Annotated in this window: 25 protein-coding genes; 15 read left to right on the top strand and 10 right to left on the bottom strand. The window is 64.2% G+C overall.

The window, feature by feature from the left end; translation table 11 throughout:
• Nucleotides 1–34: 34 nt before the first annotated feature.
• Nucleotides 35–520: a pilus assembly protein N-terminal domain-containing protein gene (locus ABIF91_RS21060; RefSeq protein ID WP_028177275.1), complete on the bottom strand. Its 486-nt coding sequence runs from the start codon at nt 518–520 to the stop codon at nt 35–37.
• Between the two features lie 110 nt (nt 521–630).
• Complete coding sequence (locus ABIF91_RS21055) at nt 631–1,458, bottom strand: sterol desaturase family protein (protein WP_028177276.1); 828 nt, start codon at nt 1,456–1,458, stop codon at nt 631–633.
• A gap of 266 nt (nt 1,459–1,724) precedes the next feature.
• Between ABIF91_RS21055 and ABIF91_RS21050 the strand changes: the two genes are divergently transcribed.
• The 10 genes from ABIF91_RS21050 to ABIF91_RS21005 all read left to right on the top strand — a co-directional run bounded on the left by ABIF91_RS21050 (nt 1,725) and on the right by ABIF91_RS21005 (nt 10,640).
• The gene (locus ABIF91_RS21050) at nt 1,725–1,889 is read left to right on the top strand and encodes a Flp family type IVb pilin (protein ID WP_028177277.1); all 165 of its coding nucleotides are present in this window, start codon (nt 1,725–1,727) and stop codon (nt 1,887–1,889) included.
• Nucleotides 1,890–1,965: 76 nt separating this feature from the next.
• Nucleotides 1,966–2,106: a hypothetical protein gene (locus ABIF91_RS21045; RefSeq protein ID WP_162131595.1), complete on the top strand. Its 141-nt coding sequence runs from the start codon at nt 1,966–1,968 to the stop codon at nt 2,104–2,106.
• 120 nt (nt 2,107–2,226) lie between these two features.
• Nucleotides 2,227–2,751 carry an A24 family peptidase gene (locus tag ABIF91_RS21040; protein ID WP_028177278.1) on the top strand — a complete coding sequence of 175 codons (525 nt, stop codon included), beginning with the start codon at nt 2,227–2,229 and terminating at the stop codon, nt 2,749–2,751.
• Between the two features lie 127 nt (nt 2,752–2,878).
• Nucleotides 2,879–3,676, top strand: a complete 798-nt coding sequence (gene cpaB, locus ABIF91_RS21035) for a Flp pilus assembly protein CpaB (protein ID WP_028177279.1) — start codon at nt 2,879–2,881, stop codon at nt 3,674–3,676.
• A gap of 11 nt (nt 3,677–3,687) precedes the next feature.
• On the top strand, nt 3,688–5,151 hold the full coding sequence (locus tag ABIF91_RS21030) for a type II and III secretion system protein family protein (RefSeq protein WP_028177280.1): 1,464 nt from the start codon (nt 3,688–3,690) through the stop codon (nt 5,149–5,151).
• 20 nt (nt 5,152–5,171) lie between these two features.
• The gene (locus tag ABIF91_RS21025) at nt 5,172–5,906 is read left to right on the top strand and encodes a CpaD family pilus assembly protein (protein ID WP_028177281.1); all 735 of its coding nucleotides are present in this window, start codon (nt 5,172–5,174) and stop codon (nt 5,904–5,906) included.
• On the top strand, nt 5,903–7,171 hold the full coding sequence (locus ABIF91_RS21020) for an AAA family ATPase (RefSeq protein WP_028177282.1): 1,269 nt from the start codon (nt 5,903–5,905) through the stop codon (nt 7,169–7,171). The genes ABIF91_RS21025 and ABIF91_RS21020 overlap by 4 nt, the downstream gene beginning before the upstream one ends.
• 21 nt (nt 7,172–7,192) lie before the next feature.
• Nucleotides 7,193–8,662 (top strand): CpaF family protein, encoded by a 1,470-nt coding sequence (locus tag ABIF91_RS21015; RefSeq protein WP_028177283.1) that lies wholly within the window; start codon nt 7,193–7,195, stop codon nt 8,660–8,662.
• Nucleotides 8,663–8,678: 16 nt separating this feature from the next.
• A complete protein-coding gene (locus ABIF91_RS21010) occupies nt 8,679–9,656 on the top strand; it encodes a type II secretion system F family protein (RefSeq protein ID WP_028177284.1) in 978 nt (325 codons plus the stop codon).
• A 9-nt stretch (nt 9,657–9,665) separates the two neighbouring features.
• Nucleotides 9,666–10,640, top strand: coding sequence for a type II secretion system F family protein (locus ABIF91_RS21005; protein WP_028177285.1), 975 nt, complete (start codon nt 9,666–9,668; stop codon nt 10,638–10,640).
• A gap of 56 nt (nt 10,641–10,696) precedes the next feature.
• Here ABIF91_RS21005 and ABIF91_RS21000 read toward each other — a convergent pair whose 3' ends face one another.
• Together ABIF91_RS21000 and ABIF91_RS20995 are read right to left on the bottom strand one after the other, a co-directional pair.
• The gene (locus tag ABIF91_RS21000; protein ID WP_028177286.1) at nt 10,697–11,518 is read right to left on the bottom strand and encodes a tetratricopeptide repeat protein; all 822 of its coding nucleotides are present in this window, start codon (nt 11,516–11,518) and stop codon (nt 10,697–10,699) included.
• A gap of 206 nt (nt 11,519–11,724) precedes the next feature.
• Nucleotides 11,725–11,928 carry a hypothetical protein gene (locus ABIF91_RS20995; protein ID WP_028177287.1) on the bottom strand — a complete coding sequence of 68 codons (204 nt, stop codon included), beginning with the start codon at nt 11,926–11,928 and terminating at the stop codon, nt 11,725–11,727.
• A gap of 198 nt (nt 11,929–12,126) precedes the next feature.
• Here ABIF91_RS20995 and ABIF91_RS20990 point away from each other — a divergent pair, with 198 nt between their 5' ends.
• From ABIF91_RS20990 to ABIF91_RS20980, 3 genes are all read left to right on the top strand, one after another.
• Nucleotides 12,127–13,500, top strand: a complete 1,374-nt coding sequence (locus ABIF91_RS20990) for a leucyl aminopeptidase family protein (protein ID WP_028177288.1) — start codon at nt 12,127–12,129, stop codon at nt 13,498–13,500.
• The gene (locus ABIF91_RS20985) at nt 13,493–14,347 is read left to right on the top strand and encodes an NlpC/P60 family protein (protein WP_028177289.1); all 855 of its coding nucleotides are present in this window, start codon (nt 13,493–13,495) and stop codon (nt 14,345–14,347) included. The genes ABIF91_RS20990 and ABIF91_RS20985 overlap by 8 nt, the downstream gene beginning before the upstream one ends.
• 180 nt (nt 14,348–14,527) lie before the next feature.
• Complete coding sequence (locus ABIF91_RS20980; RefSeq protein WP_035671463.1) at nt 14,528–14,854, top strand: BA14K family protein; 327 nt, start codon at nt 14,528–14,530, stop codon at nt 14,852–14,854.
• 125 nt (nt 14,855–14,979) lie between these two features.
• Here the strand turns inward: ABIF91_RS20980 and ABIF91_RS20975 are convergent, their stop codons facing one another.
• The 6 genes from ABIF91_RS20975 to ABIF91_RS20950 all read right to left on the bottom strand — a co-directional run bounded on the left by ABIF91_RS20975 (nt 14,980) and on the right by ABIF91_RS20950 (nt 23,480).
• Nucleotides 14,980–16,617, bottom strand: coding sequence for an ABC transporter ATP-binding protein (locus ABIF91_RS20975; RefSeq protein ID WP_028177290.1), 1,638 nt, complete (start codon nt 16,615–16,617; stop codon nt 14,980–14,982).
• 4 nt (nt 16,618–16,621) lie between these two features.
• Entirely contained in the window at nt 16,622–17,803 is a 1,182-nt protein-coding gene (locus ABIF91_RS20970) for an ABC transporter permease (protein WP_028177291.1), read from the bottom strand.
• Complete coding sequence (locus tag ABIF91_RS20965) at nt 17,803–18,912, bottom strand: microcin C ABC transporter permease YejB (RefSeq protein WP_028177292.1); 1,110 nt, start codon at nt 18,910–18,912, stop codon at nt 17,803–17,805. The genes ABIF91_RS20970 and ABIF91_RS20965 overlap by 1 nt, the downstream gene beginning before the upstream one ends.
• 2 nt (nt 18,913–18,914) lie before the next feature.
• Nucleotides 18,915–20,798, bottom strand: a complete 1,884-nt coding sequence (locus ABIF91_RS20960; RefSeq protein WP_028177293.1) for an extracellular solute-binding protein — start codon at nt 20,796–20,798, stop codon at nt 18,915–18,917.
• 14 nt (nt 20,799–20,812) lie between these two features.
• A complete protein-coding gene (locus ABIF91_RS20955) occupies nt 20,813–22,714 on the bottom strand; it encodes an extracellular solute-binding protein (protein WP_028177294.1) in 1,902 nt (633 codons plus the stop codon).
• 211 nt (nt 22,715–22,925) lie between these two features.
• The gene (locus ABIF91_RS20950; protein ID WP_028177295.1) at nt 22,926–23,480 is read right to left on the bottom strand and encodes a c-type cytochrome; all 555 of its coding nucleotides are present in this window, start codon (nt 23,478–23,480) and stop codon (nt 22,926–22,928) included.
• Between the two features lie 219 nt (nt 23,481–23,699).
• Between ABIF91_RS20950 and ABIF91_RS20945 the strand changes: the two genes are divergently transcribed.
• Nucleotides 23,700–24,440 carry a 3-deoxy-manno-octulosonate cytidylyltransferase gene (locus ABIF91_RS20945; RefSeq protein ID WP_028177296.1) on the top strand — a complete coding sequence of 247 codons (741 nt, stop codon included), beginning with the start codon at nt 23,700–23,702 and terminating at the stop codon, nt 24,438–24,440.
• A 37-nt stretch (nt 24,441–24,477) separates the two neighbouring features.
• Nucleotides 24,478–25,335: a prephenate dehydratase gene (locus ABIF91_RS20940; RefSeq protein ID WP_028177297.1), complete on the top strand. Its 858-nt coding sequence runs from the start codon at nt 24,478–24,480 to the stop codon at nt 25,333–25,335.
• Nucleotides 25,336–25,391: the final 56 nt, after the last annotated feature.

The following is a 25,391-nucleotide window of genomic DNA, read 5'->3' as shown; positions in this document are numbered from 1 at the left end:
CGTGCGTCGCGCACGGCCTTTTTCGCATCGCGCCTTAGTTGGGTTTGGCGCTGCCGCTGGCACTGCTGCTCAGCGAACCAGCCTGGCTCATCGTGTTGTTGAAGTAGGCGTCGCTGTCGCCGAGCGTCACGCGACGCTGGCAAAGCGGAACGCAGCTGTAGGACTCGCGCTCGATCCCACGATAGACGGTGACGAGCCGGTCGCTCGGACCTTCAACCTGGATCTGGCGGTCGACCAGGATCTCGCCGCCCCGGTCGAGCGCGATGAAGTTGGTGGCGCCATAGCCCTTTCCGGTCACGACGATCATGCCGCCCGGCTGGAGCGTGACGTCGGCGATCAGGGGATTGCCGACCACGATGGTTGCGACCTTGCCGGGCAGCCGTACCAGCTTGGCCTGATCGACATTGACCGCGATCGTGTCGGCGGTGGACTCGGCAAGGCCGGCGGTCGGCCATGCCAGCACCGCAGCGGCAACCAGAAGACACACGCGCGCATGACGGCGCAGCAATTCCTTACGCATACTCTTACCCCCGGGACGTCACAAACCGGCAGAAGACCAGATAGCAGCGGAGCCGGCGCCCGACCCGGTCAACCTGCCTTTAATTCATGAACGTTCCGCAAACTCGCCGGCTATTGTTTGAACGGATAGGAGAGTTGGCCCCAGATCTCCTTCGGCATGGTCGCTTCGTCCTTGCCGTAATCCTGCGGCAGCTTCCCCTCCGGCATGCGGAAGGTGCCGAACAGCACGTCCCAGATCGGAAACGTCCCCGCGAAATTGGTGTCGCCGCCCTCTTCGAGCGAGGTGTGGTGCCAACGGTGGAATACCGGCGTCGCCAGCACGTATTTGAACGGTCCGAAGGTCCAGTTCAGGTTGGCGTGCACGAAGGCCGAATGGAAGGTGGTGAACGGGCCGACCCAGATCATGACGTTGGGGGAGATACCGGCCATCAGCAGCACGACGTCGACGCTGATCGTCCCGAGCAAGAGATTGACGGGATGGAAGCGGGCCGCGGAGATCCAGCCGATTTCCTCCGACGAATGATGGACGGCGTGGTACTTCCAGAAGCCGCCGTCGTGGAAAAGCCGGTGCAGCCAGTACAGCATGAAATCGGACAGCACCAGGAACAGCAGGGCCTGGATCCACAGCGGCAGCTGCGACAGCGGACCATGGCCATTGTCGTAGAAGGCAATGAGCTCGTCGGCGTCGTGGATGTTGAAGACGACGCTGGCGCCGACGATCAGAAGACCGATCCGCATGGTGCGGGCGAACACCGGGACGAAGAACCAGTAGCAGATGTCGGTGATGATCTCCCGCTTGCGCCACCACGGCGCGCCGGGATTGCAGGCCCAGAAATGCTCCAGCACGGTGAAGACGGCCGCGAGCACGAAGGTGACGGGGATCACCTTGACGATGGTCTCGCCGAGCATCAGGGCGACTTGCATGGGCAGGCTCGACATCGTCGCCTCTCTTGCGAATTCCAGTCCTGCCTAGGCGTACTCCGCGAAATTTAAGGGAGCGTGAAGCAGGCAACGTGCTGACGATGCATCCGGAACCGGAATGTATCGCAGCTGCCGTCTTAAGGCGAAATTCACTCTGCGCGAAAGCTGCGCGCCGGGCCTTGGTTTACCCGATCGAGTTAACTTTACCGAAAGAGCTCGGCTCTCATGGTCTTCGCCGCAGACAGCGCCGAACGAGGCGATTTCACCCAGACGGAGTTTTGTTCATGAAGAACTTGATCGCGCGTTTCGCGAAGGATGAATCCGGCGCCACCGCCATCGAATACGGTCTGATCGCCGCCGGCATCGCGTTGGCCATCATCACCGTCGTCAACAATCTCGGCACCGCGCTGAACGGCAAGTTCACCTCGATCAGCACGTCGCTGAAGTAGGCAACCGACGACCGACGACAAACGTCCCGGGCCTCCGGGGCCTTTGCTTTTCTGAAGACGGCAAGTTCCAGTGGCGTTGTACAAGTTCAGAACCGATGCCGCGGTCGCGGCGAAAGAGGTGGGGGCGGCTCAAGCCGGCTCGCCGGCCTATTGGATCTGCCTTGCGCTGCTGCTTGCGACGGTCGCGCTCGCCGCACGCATTGCCAGCTTCTGGTGAAAACGCATTCAGCGGCCTTGGCCGCACGTCCCTGTCGCCGTTGTCGGTTTGTTTAGCACTACGCGCTAGCATCCGGCGACGCCAGCTCCCGCGGCCAACCCAGGCCTCAAGACGCAGCCCATGATCCTCGACCTTGCGCGCCTTCTGCTCTTCCCGGCCCTGATGGCATTCGCCGCCGCGAGCGATCTCTTCACGATGACGATCTCGAACCGCGTATCGCTGGCGCTGGTCGCAGGCTTCTTCGTGCTCGCCCTTGCCGGTGGCATGGCACCTTACGAAATCATGAGTCATGTCGGCGCCGGCGCGCTCGTCCTGGTCGTGGCCTTCACCTGCTTCGCGATGGGCTGGGTGGGCGGCGGCGACGCCAAGGTCGCGGCTTCCGTCGCGCTCTGGTTCGGCTTCGCGCAGCTGATGAACTTCCTGCTCTACGCCTCGCTGTTCGGCGGCGCGCTGACGCTGCTCCTGCTCCAGTTCCGGCAATGGCCGCTGCCCTACGGGCTGGCGGGCCAGGCCTGGCTCGCACGGCTGCACGCCAAGGAGAGCGGCATTCCCTACGGCATCGCGCTCGCCCTGAGCGCGTTGATGGTCTACCCGGAGACCGAATGGGTGAAGGCGATCGACCTCACTCACCTCGCACTGCGCTGAACGCACTGGGTAACCCGGCGTTAAGGCGATTTAGATACGCCTCATTAACCATGCTTTGACGAATAGCTGGTCAACTGCCGATCACGGCGGCGGCAGCGTCGCGGCGTATTGTTGGAAAGTGAAGCGTATGAATAGGGCACGCATTGTCGTCCTGGCGGTCGCCATCTGCGCCGGCGGCGTCGCCGCGTACCTGGCGAGCGGCACCGACAATTCTGCGCCGCCTCCGCTTCCGGTCGCGCAACTGCCGACCGTTGACGTCCTCGTCGCCAAGAACGACATCGGCCTGGGCCAGACCGTGAAACCGGAAGACGTGCAATGGCAGACCTGGCCGGCCGCGACCGCAAGCACCACCTTCATCCGCCGCAACGAGCGTCCCGATGCTGCGACCCAGGTAAGCGGCTCGATCGCGCGCGCACCGTTCATTCAGGGTGAGCCGATCCGCGACCAGAAGCTGGTCAAGGCGGAAGGCTCCGGCTTCATGGCGGCGATCCTGCCCACCGGCATGCGGGCGATCTCGACCGAGATCTCGCCGGAGACCGGCGCGGGCGGCTTCATCCTGCCCAACGATCGCGTCGACGTGCTTCTCACGCGCCGGTTGAAGAACCCGGACGAGAGCAGCGGCGCCCCCGATGTCGTCACGTCCGAGATCATCCTGGCCAATATCCGCGTCCTGGCCATCGACCAGGCGCCCAAGGAGAAGGACGGCCAGAACGCGGTGGTCGGCAAGACCGTCACCCTCGAGCTCAATCCAGCGCAGACCGCAACGCTCTCCGCGGCGCGGCAGAGCGGCACGCTGTCGCTGGCGCTGCGCAGTATCGCCGACGTCAAGCTGAGCGAAATCACGCTCGACGACTCCGCGCAGAAGCGAGACGGCGTTTCGATCATTCGCTACGGCATTCCAAGTCAGACGGCTAAGGCACGATGAAGACAGTCGATATGAAATGCAGGGCAGACTCGGCGACGATACGAACCTCACTGGTCCGCGCCCTGTCGTTTTCGGCCGCCTTCGCGTTGGCGTTCAACCCGGCAATCGCTGCCGACTACCGCCCCGTGGCGCCGGCCGCGGCGGACGGCCAGATCAACGCCCGCTTCCTCTCGCTCGGCATCGGCAAGTCCATCGTGATCGACCTGCCGCGCGACATCAAGGACGTGCTGGTCGCCGATCCCAAGATCGCCAATGCGGTAGTCCGCTCGGCGCAGCGCGCCTATATCATCGGCGCCGCAGTCGGCCAGACCAACATCGTGTTCTTCGATTCGGCCGGTCAGCAGATTGCGGCCTATGACATCGCGGTGAAGCGCGATCTCAACGGCGTAAGGGCCGCTCTGAAGCAGATCCTGCCCAATTCGGACATCCAGATCGACGGCCTCGGCGACGGCATCGTATTGACCGGCACGGCTGCCAATCCGATGGAGGCGCAACAGGCCAACGAACTCGCTGCCCGCCTGGCCGGCGGCGCCGACAAGGTCGTGAACTCGATCGTGGTGCGCGGTCGCGACCAGATCACGCTCAAGGTGACAGTGGCCGAAGTCCAGCGCAGCATCATCAAGCAGCTGGGCATCGACCTGACCGCCAATCTCAACTACGGCACGTCGGTAGTGAGCTTCTCCAACTCCAATCCGTTTACGGCTCTCGGCAAGAACCTCGTGGACGGCAACAGCCTGACCACCAAGTTCGGCGCGGCGCCGTCGGTGCAGGCCACCCTGCGAGCGATGGAGACCGCTGGCGTGATCCGCACGCTGGCCGAACCGAACCTGACCGCGATCTCCGGTGAATCGGCGACGTTCATCGCCGGCGGTGAATTCCCGGTGCCGTCAGGCTATGCGTGCGATCCCGTCACCCATGTCTGTACAACCCAGATCAACTTCAAGAAGTTCGGCATCTCGCTGAACTTCACGCCCGTGGTGCTGAGTGAAGGCAAAATCAGCCTGCGGGTGATGACGGAAGTCTCGGAGCTGTCGAACGAGAATTCGATCACGCTGTCGCAGGCGGTGACCTCGACCACGGTGAACTCGCTGACGGTGCCCTCGATCAGGACCCGCCGCGCGGAGACCTCGCTGGAAATTCCCTCCGGCGGCGCGATGGCGATGGCCGGCCTGATCCAGCAGCAGACCAAGCAGGCGATCAGCGGATTGCCGGGACTGATGCAACTCCCGATCCTGGGCACGCTGTTCCGCAGCCGCGACTTCGTCAACAACGCGACCGAACTGGTCGTGATCGTGACGCCCTACGTCGTTCGCGCGGTGGCGCCGAAGGACCTGTCGCGGCCGGATGACGGTTTCGCTCCGCCTGCGGATCCGCAGGCCCAGCTGATCGGCAATGTCAACCGGCTCTACGGCGTGCCTGGACGGGCCGAGCCGGCCAAGAGCTACCGCGGCACCTACGGCTTCATCACCGACTGAGGCGGAACGGGGACTTCACGATGATCACGAGACCACCCCAGCTTCGCAGACGCGCCATCCGCCTCGGTGGCGCGCTCGTCGGCATGGCGCTCGCGCTCGGCGGCTGCCAGCACGACGAGGTCGTCACGGCCTCCATTCCCGACGATTACAAGCAGCGCCATCCGATCGCGATCGAGGAGCAAAACCGCTCGATCGTCGTCTTCGTCGGCCATGCCCGTGGTGGACTGACCGCCGCCCAGCGCGCCGACGTGATGGGGGTCGCATCGGCATGGTTGCACGAAGGCACTGGCGCCATTCGCATCGACGTACCGTCCCAGACGCCCAACGCTCGTCCGATCGCGGACACGATGCGAGAGATCCAGGCGATGCTGGCGGCGGCAGGCGTTCCGCCGCGCGGAGTCAGCGTTCACCCCTACCGGCCGGAGGACAAGCGTTTCCTGCCGCCGATCCGGCTCAGCTATTCCAAGATCGCCGCGGTCGCCGGTCCCTGCGGCCTGTGGCCTGAGGACATCGGCCCCTCGATGAAGAACAAGCGCTGGTTCGAGAACAAGGACTACTACAATTACGGCTGCGCCTATCAGCGCAACCTCGCGGCCATGGTCGACAATCCATCGGATCTTGAGCAGCCGCGGCCCGAAACTCCGTCATACACGCCGCGGCGCATCACCGGTCTTGAGAAATATCGCAAAGGGCTCTCGACGGCGACGACCTATCCCGAGGCCGACAAGGCCAAACTCAGCGAAACCGGCAGATGATCAGCTACGCGCGCCAGACACAAGACGAGCAGTCGCAAGCCGCTCCTCCGCCGATGGAGGAGCATATTGCGCCTGCGCCGCGCGTCTCGGTCCAGGCCTTCTGCGAAACCGTGGAGACCGCCGCCGCGGTACAGGCGGCCGGCGAGGATCGTCGTCTCGGCAAGGCCCACCTGAAGATCCAGATGGGCGGCATGGCGGCCGCGATCGAAGCCTATCGCTCGGCTCCCACGCCCAACGTGATCGTGCTCGAGAGCGACGGCCGCAGCGATCTGCTGAGCGGGCTCGACCAGCTCGCCACGGTCTGCGACGCCGGCACCCGTGTGGTCGTGATCGGCCGCATCAACGACGTCACGCTCTATCGCGAGCTGGTTCGCCGCGGCGTCAGCGACTACGTGCTCGCGCCGGTCGGCGCGATCGACGTCGTGCGCTCGATCTGCAACCTGTTCTCGGCGCCGGAAGCCAAGGCGGTCGGCCGCATCATCGCCGTGGTCGGCGCCAAGGGTGGCGTCGGGGCTTCCACCATTTCCCACAATGTCGCCTGGGCGATCGCGCGCGACCTCGCGATGGACGCCGTCGTCGCCGATCTCGACCTCGCCTTCGGCACCGCCGGGCTCGACTACAACCAGGATCCGCCGCAGGGCATTGCCGACGCCGTGTTCTCCCCCGACCGCGTCGACACTGCCTTCATCGACCGCCTGCTGTCGAAATGCACCGACCATCTCAGCCTGCTGGCGGCGCCTGCGACGCTCGACCGGGTCTATGATTTCGGCACCGACGCTTTCGACGCCGTGTTCGACACGCTGCGCTCCACCATGCCCTGCATCGTGCTCGACGTTCCGCATCAATGGGCGGGCTGGACCAAGCGCGCCTTGATCGGAGCGGACGACATCCTGATCGTGGCCGCGCCTGACCTCGCCAACCTGCGCAATACCAAGAACCTGTTCGATCTGTTGAAGGCCGCACGCCCCAACGACCGGCCGCCGCTCTACTGCCTCAACCAGGTCGGCGTGCCGAAACGGCCCGAAATCGCCGCCACGGAGTTCGCCAAGGCGATCGAGAGCCAGCCGGTCGTCTCGATCCCGTTCGAGCCGCAGATCTTCGGCTCGGCAGCCAACAACGGCCAGATGATCGCGGAGATCTCCGCCAACCACAAGTCGATCGAGATGTTCCTGCAGATCGCCCAACGCCTGACCGGCCGCAGCGAGACCAAGAAGCAAAAGTCGTCCCTGTTTTCACCTCTGATTGAGAAGTTGCGGGGAAGATAAGCCGCCGCATGGAGCTGTTAAGTGTTCGGTAAGCGTAGCGGAACAGACACCGACCTTCGGGCGCCCAAGCCCGGCGCCGTATCGCACGAGCCTGCCCCGGCTCCGGCGCCGACGATGTCGCGCGCCCCAACTCCGCCGGCCGTCGCCTCGCCGCCGCTTGCCCCTGCCAAGGCCGTGCCGCCTCCGGCCATGGAGAGCCGGCGCTCGGACAATTACTACGAGGTCAAGGCGACCATCTTCGGCGCACTGATCGAGGCGATCGACCTCGCCCAGCTCGCCAAGCTCGATTCGGAGTCCGCGCGCGAGGAAATCCGCGACATCGTCAACGAGATCATCGCGATCAAGAACATCGTGATGTCGATCGCCGAGCAGGAAGAGCTGCTCGACGACATCTGCAACGACGTCCTCGGCTACGGCCCGCTCGAACCGCTGCTGTCGCGCGACGACATCGCCGACATCATGGTCAATGGTGCCAATACCGTCTACATCGAGGTCGGCGGCAAGATCCAGCGCACCGGGATCCGCTTTCGCGACAACCAACAGCTTCTCAACATCTGCCAGCGCATCGTCAGCCAGGTCGGCCGGCGCGTCGACGAATCCTCGCCGATCTGCGACGCGCGCCTCGCCGACGGCTCCCGCGTCAACGCCATCGTGCCGCCGCTGTCCATCGACGGCCCCACGCTCACCATCCGCAAATTCAGGAAGGACAAGCTGACGCTGGATCAGCTCGTCAAGTTCGGCGCGATCACGCCGGAGGGCGCCGAGATCCTCCAGATCATCGGCCGCGTCCGGTGCAACGTGCTGATCTCCGGCGGTACCGGCTCAGGCAAGACCACGCTGCTGAACTGCCTCACCAATTACATCGAGCACGACGAGCGCGTCATCACCTGCGAGGACGCCGCCGAGCTCCAGCTCCAGCAGCCCCACGTGGTGCGGCTGGAAACCCGCCCCCCCAATATCGAGGGCGAGGGCCAGGTCACCATGCGCGAACTGGTGCGCAACTGCCTGCGCATGCGGCCCGAACGCATCATCGTCGGCGAGGTCCGCGGCCCCGAAGCCTTCGACCTGCTCCAGGCCATGAACACCGGCCATGACGGCTCGATGGGCACGCTGCACGCCAACAACCCGCGCGAGGCGCTGTCGCGCTGCGAATCCATGATCACGATGGGCGGCTTCTCCCTGCCCTCGCGGACCATCCGCGAGATGATCTGCGCCTCGATCGACGTCATCATCCAGGCCGCGCGCCTGCGCGACGGTTCACGCCGCATCACCCACATCACCGAGGTGATGGGCATGGAAGGTGACACCATCATCACCCAGGACATCTTCCTCTACGACATGGTCGGAGAGGACGCCAACGGCAAGATCATCGGCCGGCACCGCTCGACCGGCATCGGCCGTCCGAAGTTCTGGGAACGCGCCCGCTATTACGGCGAGGAGAAGCGCCTCGCCGCTGCGCTCGACGCAGCGGAAGTCGCTCCGAAGACGTGAGCAGGTCAGCGCCGCCATGAACATGCAGGTCCTCGCCCTCGCCTTCCTCGCCACCGCAGCCGTCGGCGGCATCGCCTGGGTCTTCCTCTATCCCTTGCTGTCCGGGGAGCGAAAGGCGGAAAGCCGGCGCGCATCGGTCGCGCGCGCCGAGGCGCCGACGGCCCGCCAGGCCGAGAAGACCCAGCGCTCGCGCCGCGAGCAGGTCGAGACCACGCTCAAGGACCTCGAGGCGCGGCGCGCCCAGGAGAAGAGCGCTCCGCTCAGCGTCCGCCTGTCGCAGGCGGGGCTTGACTGGACGCCGCAGAAATTCTGGATCGCGTCCGCCGTCGTGGCGGGCGTGTTCTTCGCGGTCGCGCTGATCGGCGGCGGCGGCATGATCGGTGCCGCCGGGCTTGCCTTTGCCGGCGGCTTCGGCCTGCCGCGCTGGGCGCTCGGCTTCCTGAAGAAGCGTCGCGAGGCCAAGTTCTTGGCTGCGCTGCCCGACGCGGTCGACGTGATCGTTCGCGGCATCAAGGCGGGCCTGCCGCTGTTCGAATCGATCAAGGTCGTCGCCGCCGATTCTCCCGAGCCGCTGCGCAGCGAATTCCTGGCTATCATCGAGACACAGGCGATCGGCATGCCCCTGGGCGAGGCCTGCGCGCGGCTCTACGAGCGCATGCCGCTGCCGGAGGCCAATTTCTTCGGCATCGTGGTGTCGATCCAACAGAAGTCGGGCGGCAACCTCTCCGAAGCGCTCGGCAACCTCTCCAAGGTGCTGCGCGACCGCAAGAAGATGCGGGAGAAGATCCAGGCGATGTCGATGGAAGCCAAGGCCTCGGCCGGCATCATCGGCTCGCTGCCGCCGATCGTGATGTTCCTCGTTTATCTCACGACGCCTCAATACATCTCGGTGCTTTGGACTCATCCTACCGGCCAGCTGATGCTGGTCGGCTGCGTCGTCTGGATGTCGATCGGCATCATGGTGATGAAGAAGATGATCAACTTCGATTTCTGACGGTGCCGTATGGTCGAATTCCTCGTCTCGAAACTGCACGACGTCCGTTTCATGACCATGCTGCTCGCGGCCGTCGCCGCCAGCGCAACCGTGTATACGCTGGTGATGCCGTTGTTCGCCGGCGAGGGCCTCTCCAAGCGCATGAAGGCGGTGGCGAGCGAGCGTGAGCGCATCCGGCAGCGCGAGCGTGAGCGTCTTCACAAGAGCGAAAAAGTCTCGCTGCGCCAGACCCCGAAGCAGCTCGTTTCCAAGGTGGTCGAGGACTTCAACCTCACCAAATGGCTCGCGCAGGAAGCTGCGCGGGACAAGCTCATCATGGCAGGTTACCGCGGCCAGGCGCCCTACATCACCTTCCTGTTTGCCCGCATGGTCGCCCCGATCGCGCTCTTCATCGGCTCGGCCCTCTATGTCTTCGTGATCGCGCGCATGGAACAGGCGCTGCCGGTCAAGATCGGCATCTGCATCGGCGCTGCCTATCTCGGCCTTCAGGCGCCGATGCTGTTCCTCAGGAATGCGATCGCCAAGCGCCAGCTCTCGATCAAGCGTGCATTTCCCGACGCGCTCGACCTGCTCCTGATCTGCATCGAATCCGGCATGTCGGTCGAGATGGCGTTCCGGAAGGTCGCGACCGAAATCGTGGGTCAGTCGATCGCGCTCTCGGAGGAGTTCACCCTGACCACGGCCGAACTGTCCTATCTGCAGGATCGCAAGGTCGCCTATGAGAACCTCGCACGGCGCACCGGGCTCGAGGGTGTCAAGTCGGTGTGTCTCGCGCTTCAGCAGGCGGAGCGCTACGGCACCCCGCTCGGCCACTCCCTGCGCGTCATGGCGCAGGAGAACCGCGACATGCGCATGAACGAGGCCGAGAAGAAGGCCGCCGCCCTGCCGCCGAAGCTGACGGTGCCGATGATCCTGTTCTTCCTGCCGGTTCTGTTCGTGGTCATTCTCGGGCCGACCGCCATCAAGGTCACGGAGTTGCACTGAGCGAGAGCGGACCGCGCGGTTCGCCACTCAGGCTGAGATCGGGCGATCAGATCTGATCAGTCGGGCTGGCTGAGCGAAGCAACCGGCGTCCGCTTCGGTGCACCGTGCGGGGCCTCGCTGCGGCTGAGCATGTCCTTGAGATAAGCGACATTGGCCGCGGCCTGGTCCGGTGGCAGGTCCGCTTTCACGATGGTCTCCGCTTCCGCGAAGCGGCCCTGGAGACCGACGACCAGGGCGAGGTTCTGCCGCACCCGCGCGCTCGCACGCGGGGAGGCATAGGCCTGCCGCAGCGCCTCTTCGGCTTTCGGCAGCTCTCTCGACAACATGTAGGACAGGCCGAGATTGGAGAGCACGCCGGGATCACCCGGTGCGATCTTGAGCGCGCTCGCGTAGTAGGACCGCGCCTCCTCATGACGGCCCATCTGGTCCAGCGCCGTGCCCTGCACCGAAAGCAGGCGCCAGTCCGGATTGTCGGGCGAGTGCGCCTTCGACAGGACGTCGTAAGCCTGCTGGAAATTGCCGTTGTCGGCGAGTGCGCGGCCGTACTGGGCGAGCAGCGCCTTGTTGCCGGGATTGGCGATGGTCGCCTGCTCGAGCACGGCGGCGGCCTGGGCGCGCTGGCCGTTGGCGCGCAAGGCCTGTCCGTAGGCGAGTGCGGCGTCCTTGGGATTGGCGCGGTAGCGCTGGCCATAGGCGTCGACGGCCCGCGCCGGATCGGTGGACGCGCGGTCGGCGGGAGCCGCCTCCGCCCGGGGGCCGACCGAGCCCGTCACGTCGGAGAGTTTCGACATGGCCGTGCAGCCGCCGAGGCCCATGGCCACCGCTGCGATCAGCGACGTCGAGGCAAGAAGCCGGGCAGGACTGATCCGTTGACGCATGAAGCCTTGATTCTGGAGCCGCTTGATCGAGCCGAACGCGCCAGCAATAGAATGTTAACCCTAACGGCCGGTTAACGACACCCTCTGGCCTCCGCGGCGGCATCACGATCGCAACGCTCGTAAAGGCGTGAGGCCGTCCCCTTCCAAAGCCGTAGCTCTCGGCGCGGGATACGAGATCCGCCCGAGGACGGCGTCCTCTCGCCCGGTCAATATTCGATGGCGAGCCGCCTGCGGATTTCGTCGATGCGCTTGTCGAGCGCATCGAACCGCGCGTGGACGGAGCGGTCGTGGAGATAGAAGACGTAGCCGCCGGCAAGGAACGCGAAGATCCAATGGTGATGTTCGATATAGCCAAAAATCGCCTCGACGGCCTGGCCGACGAATGTGACCACGCTCCACACAAATTCCATCGCATTTCCTCCCGGCGCTTCCTGGTCGGTCGCCTCCGATCTCCACATCTGGCGGCCGCCCCCCGAACCTAGCATGGCCTCGCGGCGCGGCGCAGTTCGCTGAACGGTGGCGGCAATGCCGATTGCAGCGGCGCCGAAACTCTGCGAAGTCTCGTCGGTTCGCATGACCCCGCTTGATCTGACGATCCGGACCCGCCAATGCCCTCTGTCTTCGAGACGTCGCCCACCGCCATCCCGATCACTTTCGTCACCAAGTCGAGCTGGGATCAGATTGCCGAGACGCTGCCCCCGGCGCAGCGCCAGTTCGCCGCCGCAAGCGCCTTTGCCGCCAAGCCGGGCGGCTATCTGGCACTTCCCGCGCCGGACGGGACGATTGCTCAGGTGCTGTTCGGCCTCGAGGATGAAGGTGCAAGATCGCGCGACCTGTTCCGACCCGGGGCCCTGCCCGGCCTGTTGCCGCCGGGAACCTATCGCTTTGCCAACGCGCCGCACGATCCGCGGCTGACGGCGCTCGCCTTCGCACTGGGGTGCTACCGCTTCGCCCGCTATCGCAAGGCCGATCGCCCGGAGGTCCGGCTGGTACCGCCTGACGGTGTCGACGCAGCCGAGATCGAGCGGATCGCCGATGCCGCAATGCTGGCGCGCGACCTCATCAACACGCCGTCCAACGACATGGGCCCGGCGGAACTCGCCGCAGCCGCGCAGGCGCTCGCAACCGAGTTCGGCGCGAGCTTCGCCTGCACCGTCGGCGACGATCTGAAGACGAATTTCCCGCTGATCCACGCCGTCGGCATGGCCTCCAGCCGTGCGCCGCGGCTGATCGACATCGGCTGGGGCGATCCCGATCATCCCAAGGTGACGCTGGTCGGCAAGGGCGTGTGTTTCGACACCGGCGGACTCGACCTGAAGCCGTCGAGCGGCATGCTGATCATGAAGAAAGACATGGGCGGCGCCGCCAACGTGCTGGCGCTCGCGCGCATGGTGATGGACGCGAAGCTGAAGGTGCGGCTGCGCGTGCTGATCCCGGCCGTGGAGAACGCCGTCGCCGGCAACGCCTTCCGCCCCCTCGACATCTTCACCTCGCGCAAGGGCGTCACGGTCGAGATCGGCAATACCGACGCGGAAGGCCGGCTCGTCCTCGCCGACGCGCTGGCGCTGGCAGACGAGGAGAAGCCCGAGCTGCTGATCGATCTGGGCACGCTGACGGGCGCGGCGCGCGTCGCACTGGGGCCGGATTTACCGCCCTTTTACACCAATGATGAGACGCTGGCCGCCGACGTCGCGCGCTGCGCGGCGAAGGAGAACGATCCGTTGTGGCGCATGCCGCTGTGGCCGCCTTACGACGCCTGGCTGGACTCCAAGACGGCCACCATCACCAATGCGCCGTCCGGCGGCTTCGCCGGCTCGATCACTTGCGCGCTGTTCCTGCAACGCTTCGTCGAGCACGCCGGAAGCTGGCTGCATGTCGACATCTATGGTTGGACGCCGTCGGCGAAGCCGGCGCGGCCCGAAGGCGGCGAGTGCCAGGCCGCTCGCGCCCTCTACACATTGCTGAGCGAGCGCTATGCATGATCCCAAACATGATCCACGTCTGACGCCGGCGCGGGGCGACCTCGCCGCGAAATATCTCGAAGGCAAGGTCGAGGCGGATCGCTTCGTCACCGGCGAGGAATTCGAGGTGGTCGAGGCGATCGCACCGGTGCGCGAGCAGCCGTCCTCGAACGCCATGCTGATGACGGAAGCGCTGCGCGGCGAGCGCGTCACGGTCTACGACCGCAACGGCGAGGGGTGGGCCTGGGGTCAGCTCAATGGCGACGGCTATGTCGGCTGGCTTCCCGACGCGGCGCTCGTGAAACCGACGGCTGCGCCCACGCACAAGGTGGGCGCGCTGCGAACGTTCGCGTTCCCCGGTCCCTCGATCAAACTGCCGCCGGCCGACACGCTCGTGATGGGCTCGAAGATTGCCGTGGCGCGCGAGGACGGCTCTTTCGCCGTGACACGCGACGGGAGATTTCTACCGGGGACGCATCTCGTCCCGCTCGATCATCGCGAGGCAGATTTCGTGTCGGTGGCCGAGCGCTTCGTCGGCACGCCCTACCTGTGGGGCGGCAAGAGCAGCCTCGGCATCGACTGCTCGGGCCTCGTGCAGATCTCGCTGACCGCCGCAGGCATCGGCTGCCCGCGCGATAGCGACATGCAGCTGGCCGGACTCGGCCGCACGCTGGAACCTCATGAGCGAGGCAGCTTGCGGCGCGGCGATCTGATCTTCTGGAAGGGCCATGTCGCCATCGTCCGAGATGCCAGCACCATGGTTCACGCCAATGCATATCACATGGCGACCGTGGTCGAGCCGATCGAGCCCGCGATTGCGCGGATCAGGCAGGCCGGCAGCGAGGTCACCGCGATCAAGCGACTCTAGCGGGCCTCCCTCGACCACTGCCTCTCGTTCCACAAACACACGACGCTTTCTGTGTTTGAACGACAGCATTGGGCCGGGCAGCAAGTATGGGGTCACAGCGAGCTTGTTGACCGCACCATGTCGATCCACATCTCAACCGCGCCGGCAGCACGATGCACCGGCTGGTGATGGAGATCGACTATGACTGGACTGAAGATTCTCGCTGCCGCGGCCTTGCTGTCGGGCCTGACCTTGAGCACCGCTTACGCGCAGTCTGGCTTTGCAAGCAGCCATCCGGATACGTACGAGGCCGAGTACCCCAATCGCAACCTGAATGGCACACTGACGCCGGCAGGTCGGATAGGCCTCGAGTTGCCCGATGGCGCGGCTCCTGCGCAGGGAGTGGACAACGCCCTGGCTCGCGTGGACGGCGCCGCCTCACGTTCCTGCGCGGAGCGCTACCGATCCTACGATCCAGCAACGAGCACCTACATCGGTCGAGACGGTCGCCGCTATCACTGCAGATGACGCCGCGATTGCGGACCTGCATCCGCGGCAGGATTTGAGGCGACGCCGAGGCGGCGCCTCAACGCCTCCGAGCATTTCGCCTCCGCCCCTCGACGGACTGGTCGCAGTCCCAGCAATGACGACAGCTACGTCGCGACCGAGCCATTCCCGGCCGTCTCCAGCCGGAACGCGGCCGCGAACAGCGCGCGCGTGTAATCCGTCTTCGGATTCTTGAACAGCTCGGCGGCCTGGCCTTCCTCGACCACCTTGCCGCCGCGCATCACGATGAGATGGCTGGCGAGCGAAGCGACGACGCGCAGATCGTGCGAGATGAACATGTAGGTGAGATCGCGCTTGCGCTGGAGCTCGCGCAAGAGGTCGACCATCTGCGCCTGGAACAGCATGTCGAGCGCGCTGGTCGGCTCGTCCAGCACGACGAAATCCGGCTCCAGCACCACCGCGCGCGCGATGCTGATGCGCTGGCGCTGGCCGCCGGAGAATTCATGCGGATAGCGGAAGCGCGTATCCGGATTGAGCCCGACATCCTCCAGCGCCTTGACGACGCGCCCCTCGCGCTCTTCGCGCGACAGCTTCGGCTGATGCACGGACAGGCCTTCGGCGATGATGTCGGCCACCGACATGCGGGGGCTGAGCGAGCCGAACGGGTCCTGGAACACGATCTGCATGTCGCGCCGGAACGGCCGCATCTCCTTGAAGCGCAGGCCCTGGATGTCCTTGCCCAGGAACACGATGCGCCCGTCCGAGGAGATCAGCCGCAGCAGGGCGAGACCCAGCGTGGTCTTGCCCGAGCCTGATTCGCCGACGACCCCGAGCGTCTCGCCCTTGCGCACGGCGACGCTGACGCCATCGACGGCCTTGATGTGGCCGACCGTCTTGCGCATCAAACCGCGCTTGATCGGAAACCAGACTTTGAGATCATTGGCCGACATCACCACCGGCGCATCCGGCTGCGGCGGCGCCGGATCGGGCTTCGGCTCCGCCGCGAGCAGGTCGCGCGTATAGGGATGCTTCGGGGTCTTGAAGACCTGCTCGACCGGTCCCTGCTCGACGACCACGCCACCCTTCATGACGCAGACGGTGTCGGCGATGCGGCGAACGATGCCGAGATCGTGGGTGATGAACAGCAGGCTCATGCCGAGCCGCGAACGGATCTCGGCAAGCAGCGCCAGGATCTGCGCTTGCACGGTGACGTCGAGCGCCGTCGTCGGCTCGTCCGCGATCAGAAGGTCCGGCTCGTTGGCGAGCGCCATCGCGATCATCACGCGCTGACGCTGGCCGCCGGAGAGCTGGTGCGGATAGCTCTTCAGCCGCGTCTCGGGCTCGGGAATGCCGACCTGCGTCAGCAATTCCAGCGTCCGCCTGCGCGCCTCGGCATTGCTGGTGGGATTGTGCAGCTGGATGATCTCGCCGATCTGCGCCTCGATCGTGTGCAGCGGATTGAGCGAGGTCATCGGCTCCTGGAAGATGATGGAGATGTCGCTGCCGCGAATCTCGCGCATCTTCTGCTCGGACCGGTCGATCAGCTCCTGTCCCTTGAAGCGGATGCTGCCCGAGGGATGCGACGCGTTCGGATAGGGCAACAGCTTCAGGATCGAGAGCGCGCTGACCGACTTGCCGGAACCGGATTCGCCGACCAGCGCCACGCATTCGCCGCGCTTGATCTGGAACGAGACCTTGTCGACCGCGAGCGTGGTGGCGCCGCCCTGGTGGAAGGCCACCGAAAGGTCGCGCACGCTGAGCAGGGGCTGGTTGATTGCGTCCATCGGCCTACCTGAACGTCTTGCGCGGATCGAAGGCATCGCGCACGGCTTCGCCGATGAAGATCAGTAGCGACAGCATAATCGCGACCGAGAAGAAGCCGGAGAAACCGAGCCAGGGTGCCTGCACGTTGGATTTGGCCTGCGACAGCAATTCGCCCAGCGAAGGCGATCCCGGCGGCAGGCCGAAGCCCAGGAAATCGAGCGCCGTCAATGTCATCACCGAACTCGACACGATGAAAGGCAGGAACGTCATGGTCGCGACCATCGCGTTCGGCAGCAGGTGGCGGAACATGATGACCGGGTTGGAGACGCCGAGCGCCCGCGCCGCCTGGATGTATTCGAAGTTGCGCCCGCGCAGGAACTCGGCCCGCACCAGACCGACCAGCGAGACCCAGGAGAACAGCAGCAGGATGCCGAGCAGCACGAAGAAGCCGGGCACGAGGACCGAGGACAGGATCAGGAGAAGGTAGAGCGAGGGAATTGCCGTCCAGATCTCGATGAAGCGCTGGAAGATGAGGTCGACCCGGCCGCCGAAATAGCCCTGCACCGCCCCCGCCGCGATGCCGATGACGGACGAGACGATCGTGAGACAAAGTCCGAACAGCACCGAGATGCGGAAGCCATAGATCAGTCGTGCCACCACGTCGCGACCCTGATCGTCGGTGCCGAGCCAGTTATATTCGAGGTCGCGGCAGCTCTTCAGCCCCTTCTTCTCCACCACCGGCTGACACTGCTTCTCCGTCAACATCCAGGTCGGCGGCGACGGCGCCGGCGTCGGCAAATCGAGATTGTGAGTATCGTAGGAATAGCGGATCAGGGGCCAGACGATTGTGCCGTTCTTGTCCTTGATGAGCTTCTGCAAGTACGGATCGCGATAGTCGGCCGCCGTCTCGAAATCGCCGCCGAAGGTCGTTTCCGAATAGGTCACGAAGGCGGGCCAATAGAGCCGGCCGTCGAACTTGATCAGGAAGGGCCGATCGTTGGCAATCAGCTCGGCGAACAGCGACACCACGAACAGGCCGATGAAGAGCCAGAACGACCAGTAGCCACGGCGGTTGGCCTTGAAGTTCTGCCACCGGCGCCTGTTGAGCGGCGAAGGCACGAACGGCTTGCGCGTGATCGGCACCGAATCGCCGAGCGGCGATTTCGCCGTGGTTTCGATCGGCGTCGTTGGGGCGGCCAGCGTCATCAGACCTCCCGCGCCTCGAAATCGATCCGGGGGTCGATCCACATATAGGTCAGGTCGGAGATCAGGTTGATCACGAGACCGACCAGCGAAAAGATGTAAAGCGTGCCGAACACCACGGGATAGTCGCGGTTGAGCACGCTCTCGAAGCTGAGCAGCCCCAGCCCGTCCAGCGAGAAGATGGTCTCGATCAGAAGCGAGCCTGAAAAGAAGGCGTGGATGAAGGTCCCGGGGAAGCCGGCGATCACGATCAACATCGCATTGCGGAAGACATGGCCGTACAGCACCCGGTTCTCGCTGCACCCCTTGGCGCGCGCGGTCATGACGTATTGCTTGCGGATCTCGTCAAGGAACGAGTTCTTGGTCAGGAACGTCATGGTGGTGAACGCGCCGAGGCCCATGGCGATCAGCGGCAGCGTCAGATGCCAGAAATAGTCGATGATCTTCCAATACCAGGGAAACTCCGACCACCCGTCTGACGTCAACCCGCGCAGCGGAAACCAGTTGAAGAAGGAGCCGCCGGCGAACAGGATGATCAGAAGAATGGCGAACAGGAATCCGGGAATGGCATAGCCGAGCACGAGGACGGTCGATGTCCAGGTGTCGAGGCGCGTACCGTCCTTCATCGCCTTGCGGATGCCGAGCGGGATCGAGATCAGATAGGTGATCAGTGTCAGCCAGATCCCCAGCGAGATCGAGACCGGCAGCTTCTCCTTGATCAGCTGGATCACGCTGACGTCGCGAAAATAGCTCTTGCCGAAATCGAAACGGGCGAAATTCCAAACCATCAGCGCGAAGCGTTCCGGTGCCGGCTTGTCGAATCCGAACTGCACCTCCAGCTTCTTGATGAAATCGGGGTCGAGCCCCTGCGCGCCGCGGTATTTGGAGTTGATGGCATCGGCGCCGGCACCGACCTGCCCGGGAGCGCGCTGCGCAAAATCGCTGCCGCCAGAGATGCGCGAGGTACCGCCGGTGTCGGCGCCCGAGAGCTGCGCGATCACACGCTCGACCGGGCCGCCCGGCGCGAACTGCACGACGATGAAGGACACGAAGAGGATCCCGAGCAGCGTCGGGATCATCAGGAGGATGCGGCGGGCGATATAGGCACTCATGGCTATTTTGCCTGCTCGAGCTTGGCCGCCTTGGCGGGTTCATGCCACCAGATGTCGGGCGCGCCGACGCCGTTGGCATAACGCGGCAGCTTCTGCGGATGGCCGAACTGGTCCCAATAGGCCAGCCGGTGCGTCTTGTTGTACCATTGCGGTACCCAGTAGCGGCCGGCGCGGAACAGGCGATCAAAAGCGCGGCAGGCGACGGTCAGCTCTTCGCGGCTGTCAGCCGCCATGATTTTTTCGATCATGGCGTCGATGGCCGGGCTGGCGATGCCCGCGAGATTGTACGAGCCCTTGGTGTTCGCGACCTGCGAGGAGAAGAACGAGCGCATGGCGTCGCCCGGCGTCGCGGACATGCTGAAGCGCTGGATCGTCATGTCGAAATCGAAGTCATCCTGACGCGCCCTGTATTGCACCGCATCGACGAGGCGCACGTTCGCTTCGATACCGAGCGTCGCGAGATTCTTGATGTAGGGCGCATGATGCGGCTGGAAGGAAGGCTCATCCAACAGGAACTCGATCTTGAAGACCTCGCCATTCGGCAGCATCCGCTTGCCGTCCTTGATCGGCACACCCGCCTCACTCAGCAGTTGCTGCGCCTTGCGCAAGAGGCTGCGGTCCTGCCCGGAGCCGTCCGTGACCGGAGGCGTGAACGGTGCGGTGAAAACGTCGTCCGGAACCTGGCCGCGAAACGGCTCCAGCGATTTCAGCTCTTCCGGCGAAGGCGGCGTATTGCCTGCCATGAGGTCCGAGTTCTGGAATGGCGACACCGTACGGGCATAGGCGCCGTACATGATGGTCTTGTTGGTCCATTCAAAATCGAAAGCGTTGATCAGGGCCTCGCGCACGCGCGGATCCCTGAATTTGTCGCGTCGCGTGTTGATGAACCAGCCTTGCGCTCCGGAGGGCGTGTCATCGGGCACGACCTCCATCTTGACCCGGCCATCCTTCACGGCCGGAAAGTCATAGCGCGTTGCCCATATGCGCGAGGTGAATTCTTCCCGATAGAGATAGCTCTTGCCGGTGAAACCTTCGAAGGCGACGTCGCGGTCGCGATAGAACTCGTAGCGCACGACATCGAAATTGTAGCTGCCGCGGCAAACCGGCAGATCGGCGGCCCACCAGTCCTTGACCCGCTCGAATTCGATGTAGCGATTGACCTCGAACCTGCCGACCTTGTACGGACCGGAGCCGAGCGGAATATCCAGCGTCGATTCATCGAACGGCCGGGACGCATAATAGGCTTTCGAGAAGATCGGCAGTCCGGCGACATAGAGCGGCACGTCGCGGGCGCGTCCCTTGGCGAAGGTGACGACGAGCGTCGCGTCGTCGATGGCTTCCGCGTTCACGAAGTCACGCATCTGCACGATGATCAGCGGGTGGCCCTTGGCCTTCAGCGTTGTCAGCGAAAACGCCGCGTCGTGGGCGGTGAGCCTGGTGCCGTCGTGGAATTTCGCCTCCGGCCGCATCGTGAAGCGATAGACCAGCCTGTCCGGCGATATCTGCACGGATTTTGCGGCAAGTCCGTACATCGCGTCCGGCTCGTCGCTGCCGCGCACCATCAGCGGCGAAAACGTCATGTCCATGCCTTGCGCGCCATCGCCCTTGAGGATGTAGGCGTTGAGCGAGTTGAAGGTCTGGTAGGACTGGTTATACGACCTCGTCGATGGGATGAGCGAGAACGTGCCGCCCTTCGGCGCAGACGGATTGACGTAGTCGAAATGGTGGAAATCGGCGGGATATTTGAGATCGCCGAACGCAGAGATGCCGTGCGCGTCGGTCCCCGCTTCCGATGCACACGCACTGCGCAACGGCGCACCAATGGACGCCCCGAGGGCGCCGCCAACACCCAAGGCCAGCACATGGCGGCGTGACATCTGCGTCATGCGGGGAATGTCCTTCACGACTTCTTTGCGATCCGCGCCGCCTTGTCTGCGTCGTACCACCAGACGAACGGGAAGCCGGACGCACCGTATTTCGGCAACTCGGCCGGCCGTCCAAAACGGTCCCAGCGCGCAGTGCGCTGGAAAGGATAGTTCCATTGTGGAATCACGTAGTGATTCCACAGCAACACGCGGTCCAGAGCCTTGGTCGCAGCGACGAGTTGCTCTCGGTCCTTGGCGAAGATCACGTAATCGATCAATTTGTCGATGGCCGGATTCTTGATACCGGCGATGTTGTCCGAACCGGCCATATCGGCGGCCTTGGAGCCCCAATGTTCGCGCTGCTCATTGCCCGGAGACAATGACTCGCCCCAGGACTTTGTGACGATATCGAAGTCCCATTCCCGCATTCTGTTCTCGTACTGGGTGGGATCGATCGTCCGTATGCTGACGGCAATGCCAAGCCGCTCCAGCGAAGGCTTGTAGAACAGCATCACCCTTTCAAAGGCAGGTTCTGCGGTCAACAGCTCGAAAGCGAGCTGCGATCCCGTTTTGGTGTCGATCAGCTTGCGATCGCGCACCTCGTAGCCGGCCTCCTTCAGCAGGCGGATCGCCTCGCGAAGATTTTCGCGGACTGCCTCCGGGTTACCTCCGACCGGATTGGAATAAGCAGTCGTGAACACCTCTGGTGGAACTTCGGCGCGGACAGTTTCGAGAATCTCGAGCTCCCTGCCCTGCGGCAATCCGGTCGCCATCAGTTCCTCTAGACCATCGAAGTAGCTGCGGACACGGAAATACTCACCATAGAAGAGCTGCTTGTTCATTTCCTCGAAATCGAACGCGTAGTTGAGCGCACGACGCAAGCGGGGGTCACTGAACTTCGCACGGCGCAGGTTCGGCACGAAAGCCTGCATCATGCCGGAGCTTCGAGTCGGAAACTTTTCGAGCAGCACGCGCTTCTCGGTTACGGCCGGGAAATCATAAGCCGTCGCCCAGTTCTTCGCGCTGTTCTCGGTGCGCCAGTCGACCTGGTCGGCCTTGAACGCCTCGATCGCGACGGTAGCGTCGCGAAAGTACTCATAGCGCAGTTCGTCGAAATTGTTGCGGCCGACATTGGTGGCGAGATCGCGACCCCAATGATCCTTGACGCGCTCCAGCGCGATCGACCGTCCGGCGACGAATTCCTTAATCCTGTAGGGACCCGAGCCGAGAGGAATTTCGAGCGTGGTGGTGGAAACATCGCGCTTACGGCCCTGGGCGTCAGTCCCCTCCCACCAATGCTTCGGCAGCACTCTAAGCTGGCCCACGATCTGCGGCAGTTCGCGGTTGCCCGGCGCATCGAAGACGAACTTCACCTCGCGCTCGCCGACCTTCTCGGCCTTCACCACATGGCTGTAATAGGCCGAATACATCGGGTGATGCTTCTTGAAGGAATCGAGCGAGAAGATCACGTCCTCCGGCGTGACTGGCTTTCCATCGTGCCATTTGGCTTCGGACCGCAGCCGGTAGATCACAAAGGAGAAGTCGTCCGGATGGCTCACCGACTCTGCAAGAGCTCCGTATTCGGTCGACACCTCGTCCAGGGATTCCGTCAGCAACGATTCGTAGATCAGCGCGACGGCACCGGCGACCTGCCCCTTCACACCTGATACGACGATGTTGAAATTGTCGAATGTGCCGACGGCGATCTGGCGCGCGACGCCGCCTTTGGGCGCGTCCGGATTGACGTAGTCGAAGCGCTTGAAGTCGGCGGGGTACTTGACCTTTCCGAACAGGGACAGCGCATGGCGCCAAGGCAGTTCATTGGAAGACTGCGCTTCGGCCGCGACGACGACGGGAACGCCCGCCACGGAACCGAGAGCGGGGAGCGCTGCGGCCGCAGCGCCGGTGAGCAGAAGATCGCGTCGGGTGATGGCCAAATCAACATCCCTGTCTTGAAGGAGACTACTCCTTTAAGTTCCTAATATAGACGAGGTTTCGACCGAATATGTGTTGCTTTTTCCTCATCTTGAAGGCCGGAGACCGATCGGATGCGGCCAAACGCCCCGATAAACTGGCCGCGAGGCCTGGATAAGCAAACGGCCAAGCTCTTCAGCCTGGCCGCATCTTCCAAAATCGGGGCTTGAGGCCTTACTTCGAGGCTGTCGGCAGCGGCTGCGGATGCTCCGACAGCGTGTTCAGATAGGCGATGACGTCGGCGCGCTCGGAATCCTTCTGGATGCCGGCGAAGCCCATCGCGGTGCCGGGAATGAAGCCCTTCGGATTGGCGATGAACTTGTTGAGGTCATCGAACGTCCAGTCGCCGCCCTTGGCCTTCATGGCGGCCGAGAAGTTGAAGCCACCACGGCCCTGGCCCTTTGGCTCGCCGACGACACCATAGAGATTCGGACCGACCCGATTCGGGCCGCCCTTCTCGAACGTGTGGCAGGCGCCGCACTTCTTGGCGGCCGCGGCGCCCTTCTCGACGGAGGCGGTCTGGAGCAGCTTCTCGATCGGCTCGGACGGTGCGGCCGCAGCGGCGCCTTCCTTGCCGTGGCCGGCATCTTCCTTCACAGCGATTTCAAAGCCCGGCTTTTCCGGCATCTTGGGGGAGAACAGCGCGCTCGCGGTGAAGCTCGTCACCAGCAGAAAGAGACAGGTGCCGAGCACGGCACCGAGAATCTTGTTGAGTTCGAAAGAGTCCATTTCCGGCCAGGCCCCACCGCAAGAAGGAAACAGCGGCCCAAGCGGCCGCCAGGACGAGCCTCGGGAGAATCAAAACGTTCCTTATTGTTTCCCCGAGTTTTGCCATTGAGATATCGGTTTGCCCGGGGTCTGGCAACCCGTATAAGCGAGCCGGCTTTCAGCCCGTCCCCACCCCATTTCTCGGCGCGGAAAACGCCCCGTTTCCAGGCTCTTGACCCGATGATCGATCCCCGCATCCTGGTGCTGATCCCGGCCCGCATGGCCGCCACCCGCCTGCCCGGCAAGCCGCTCGCCGACATCGCGGGATTGCCGATGATCGTGCATGTGCTGCGCCGGGCCGAAGCCGCTGCAATCGGCCGGGTCGCGGTGGCCACCGACACGCCGGAGATCGCCTCGGTCGTCACCGCCCATGGCGGCGAGGCCGTGATGACCCGCTCCGACCACCCGTCGGGCTCCGACCGCATCCACGAGGCCATGCAGAAGCTCGATCCCGAGGGCAAGGCTGAGATCGTGATCAATCTCCAGGGCGATTTTCCCACCATCACGCCGGCAACGATCCGCGAGGTGCTGCCGCCCTTCGACGACCCCGCGGTCGACATCGTCACATTGGCCTCGCAGATCCACACCAAGGAGGAGGACCTCGCGCCGAGCGTGGTCAAGGCCATCGGTTCGCCGATCGGGCCGAGGCGGCTGCGGGCACTTTATTTCACCCGCGCCACAGCCCCCTACGGCGACGGACCGCGATACCACCACATCGGGCTTTATGCCTATCGCCGCGCGGCGCTGGAGCGGTTCGTGTCGCTGCCGCCTTCGCCCCTCGAACGCCAGGAGAGCCTTGAACAGTTGCGGGCGGTGGAGGCCGGCATGCGCATCGATATCATGATCGTCGACAGCGTACCGCGCGGCGTCGACACGCCGCCCGACCTCGAAACCGCCCGCAGCATCCTTTCCAAATCCTGAGCCGCTGCTACAAGGCCGGGCAGGAGCACTTCAAGACATGAGCAAGCTGAAAATCGCATTCCAGGGCGAGCCTGGAGCCAATTCCCATATCGCCATCGCCGAGGCCTATCCCGAGGCCGAACCGATGCCCTGCGCCACCTTCGAGGATGCGCTGTCGGCGATCTCGTCGGGCGAAGCCGAGCTCGGCATGATCCCGATCGAGAACTCGGTCGCCGGCCGCGTCGCCGACATCCATCATTTGCTGCCGGCGTCGGGCCTCTTCATCATCGGCGAATGGTTCTTGCCGGTCCGGCACCAGCTGATGGCGGTGAAGGGGACCAGGCTCGAAGACATCAAGAGCGTCGAGAGCCATGTGCATGCGCTCGGCCAGTGCCGGCGCATCATCCGCAAGCTCGGCATCAAGCCGATCGTGCACGCCGACACCGCCGGCAGCGCCCGCGACATCTCCGAGCGCAAGGACGAGACCGTGGCCGCGATCGCCTCGCGTCTCGCCGCAAAGATTTACGGCCTCGACATTCTCGCCGAGGATATCGAGGACGAGGCGCACAACACCACCCGCTTCGTGGTGCTGGCACGCGAGCCGAAATGGGCGCCCCAAGGCGCGGGCCCGCTGGTCACCACTTTTGTGTTCCGGGTGCGCAATTTGCCGGCCGCGCTCTACAAGGCGCTCGGCGGCTTTGCGACCAACGGCGTCAACATGACCAAGCTCGAGAGCTACATGGTCGACGGCAACTTCTTCGCCACGCAGTTCTACGCCGACGTCGATGGCCACCCCGATGACAAGGGTCTCGCCTTCGCGATCGAGGAGCTGAAATTCTTCTCGCGCGAATTCCGCATCGTCGGCGTGTATCCGGGACATCCGTTCCGGGCGACGTTCAGCGAGACGCAGGATTGAATGCGTGTCCCGGACGCGCGAAGCGCGAGCCGGGACCCAGGGGTCGCGAGACAAGA

Source organism: Bradyrhizobium sp. USDA 241 (assembly GCF_049739505.1).
GTDB classification, from domain to species: Bacteria; Pseudomonadota; Alphaproteobacteria; order Rhizobiales; family Xanthobacteraceae; genus Bradyrhizobium; species Bradyrhizobium liaoningense.
The sequence above is the reverse complement of the archived record's forward strand: the minus strand, read 5'-3'. Positions and strand labels throughout refer to the sequence as shown.

What these genes read in the sequence shown, in the direction of transcription:
- ABIF91_RS21030 (WP_028177280.1), top strand. Translation starts at nt 3,688, where the DNA reads ATGAAATGCAGGGCAGACTCGGCGACGATACGAACCTCACTGGTCCGC.
- ABIF91_RS21005 (WP_028177285.1), top strand. Translation starts at nt 9,666, where the DNA reads ATGGTCGAATTCCTCGTCTCGAAACTGCACGACGTCCGTTTCATGACC.
- ABIF91_RS20960 (WP_028177293.1), bottom strand. Translation starts at nt 20,798, where the DNA reads ATGACGCAGATGTCACGCCGCCATGTGCTGGCCTTGGGTGTTGGCGGC.
- ABIF91_RS21020 (WP_028177282.1), top strand. Translation starts at nt 5,903, where the DNA reads ATGATCAGCTACGCGCGCCAGACACAAGACGAGCAGTCGCAAGCCGCT.
- ABIF91_RS20970 (WP_028177291.1), bottom strand. Translation starts at nt 17,803, where the DNA reads ATGACGCTGGCCGCCCCAACGACGCCGATCGAAACCACGGCGAAATCG.
- ABIF91_RS21010 (WP_028177284.1), top strand. Translation starts at nt 8,679, where the DNA reads ATGAACATGCAGGTCCTCGCCCTCGCCTTCCTCGCCACCGCAGCCGTC.
- ABIF91_RS20990 (WP_028177288.1), top strand. Translation starts at nt 12,127, where the DNA reads ATGCCCTCTGTCTTCGAGACGTCGCCCACCGCCATCCCGATCACTTTC.
- ABIF91_RS20940 (WP_028177297.1), top strand. Translation starts at nt 24,478, where the DNA reads ATGAGCAAGCTGAAAATCGCATTCCAGGGCGAGCCTGGAGCCAATTCC.
- ABIF91_RS20950 (WP_028177295.1), bottom strand. Translation starts at nt 23,480, where the DNA reads ATGGACTCTTTCGAACTCAACAAGATTCTCGGTGCCGTGCTCGGCACC.
- ABIF91_RS20975 (WP_028177290.1), bottom strand. Translation starts at nt 16,617, where the DNA reads ATGGACGCAATCAACCAGCCCCTGCTCAGCGTGCGCGACCTTTCGGTG.
- ABIF91_RS21060 (WP_028177275.1), bottom strand. Translation starts at nt 520, where the DNA reads ATGCGTAAGGAATTGCTGCGCCGTCATGCGCGCGTGTGTCTTCTGGTT.
- ABIF91_RS21055 (WP_028177276.1), bottom strand. Translation starts at nt 1,458, where the DNA reads ATGTCGAGCCTGCCCATGCAAGTCGCCCTGATGCTCGGCGAGACCATC.
- ABIF91_RS20980 (WP_035671463.1), top strand. Translation starts at nt 14,528, where the DNA reads ATGACTGGACTGAAGATTCTCGCTGCCGCGGCCTTGCTGTCGGGCCTG.
- ABIF91_RS20985 (WP_028177289.1), top strand. Translation starts at nt 13,493, where the DNA reads ATGCATGATCCCAAACATGATCCACGTCTGACGCCGGCGCGGGGCGAC.
- ABIF91_RS20965 (WP_028177292.1), bottom strand. Translation starts at nt 18,912, where the DNA reads ATGAGTGCCTATATCGCCCGCCGCATCCTCCTGATGATCCCGACGCTG.
- ABIF91_RS21050 (WP_028177277.1), top strand. Translation starts at nt 1,725, where the DNA reads ATGAAGAACTTGATCGCGCGTTTCGCGAAGGATGAATCCGGCGCCACC.
- ABIF91_RS21025 (WP_028177281.1), top strand. Translation starts at nt 5,172, where the DNA reads ATGATCACGAGACCACCCCAGCTTCGCAGACGCGCCATCCGCCTCGGT.
- ABIF91_RS20995 (WP_028177287.1), bottom strand. Translation starts at nt 11,928, where the DNA reads ATGGAATTTGTGTGGAGCGTGGTCACATTCGTCGGCCAGGCCGTCGAG.
- ABIF91_RS21040 (WP_028177278.1), top strand. Translation starts at nt 2,227, where the DNA reads ATGATCCTCGACCTTGCGCGCCTTCTGCTCTTCCCGGCCCTGATGGCA.
- ABIF91_RS21000 (WP_028177286.1), bottom strand. Translation starts at nt 11,518, where the DNA reads ATGCGTCAACGGATCAGTCCTGCCCGGCTTCTTGCCTCGACGTCGCTG.
- cpaB (WP_028177279.1), top strand. Translation starts at nt 2,879, where the DNA reads ATGAATAGGGCACGCATTGTCGTCCTGGCGGTCGCCATCTGCGCCGGC.
- ABIF91_RS20945 (WP_028177296.1), top strand. Translation starts at nt 23,700, where the DNA reads ATGATCGATCCCCGCATCCTGGTGCTGATCCCGGCCCGCATGGCCGCC.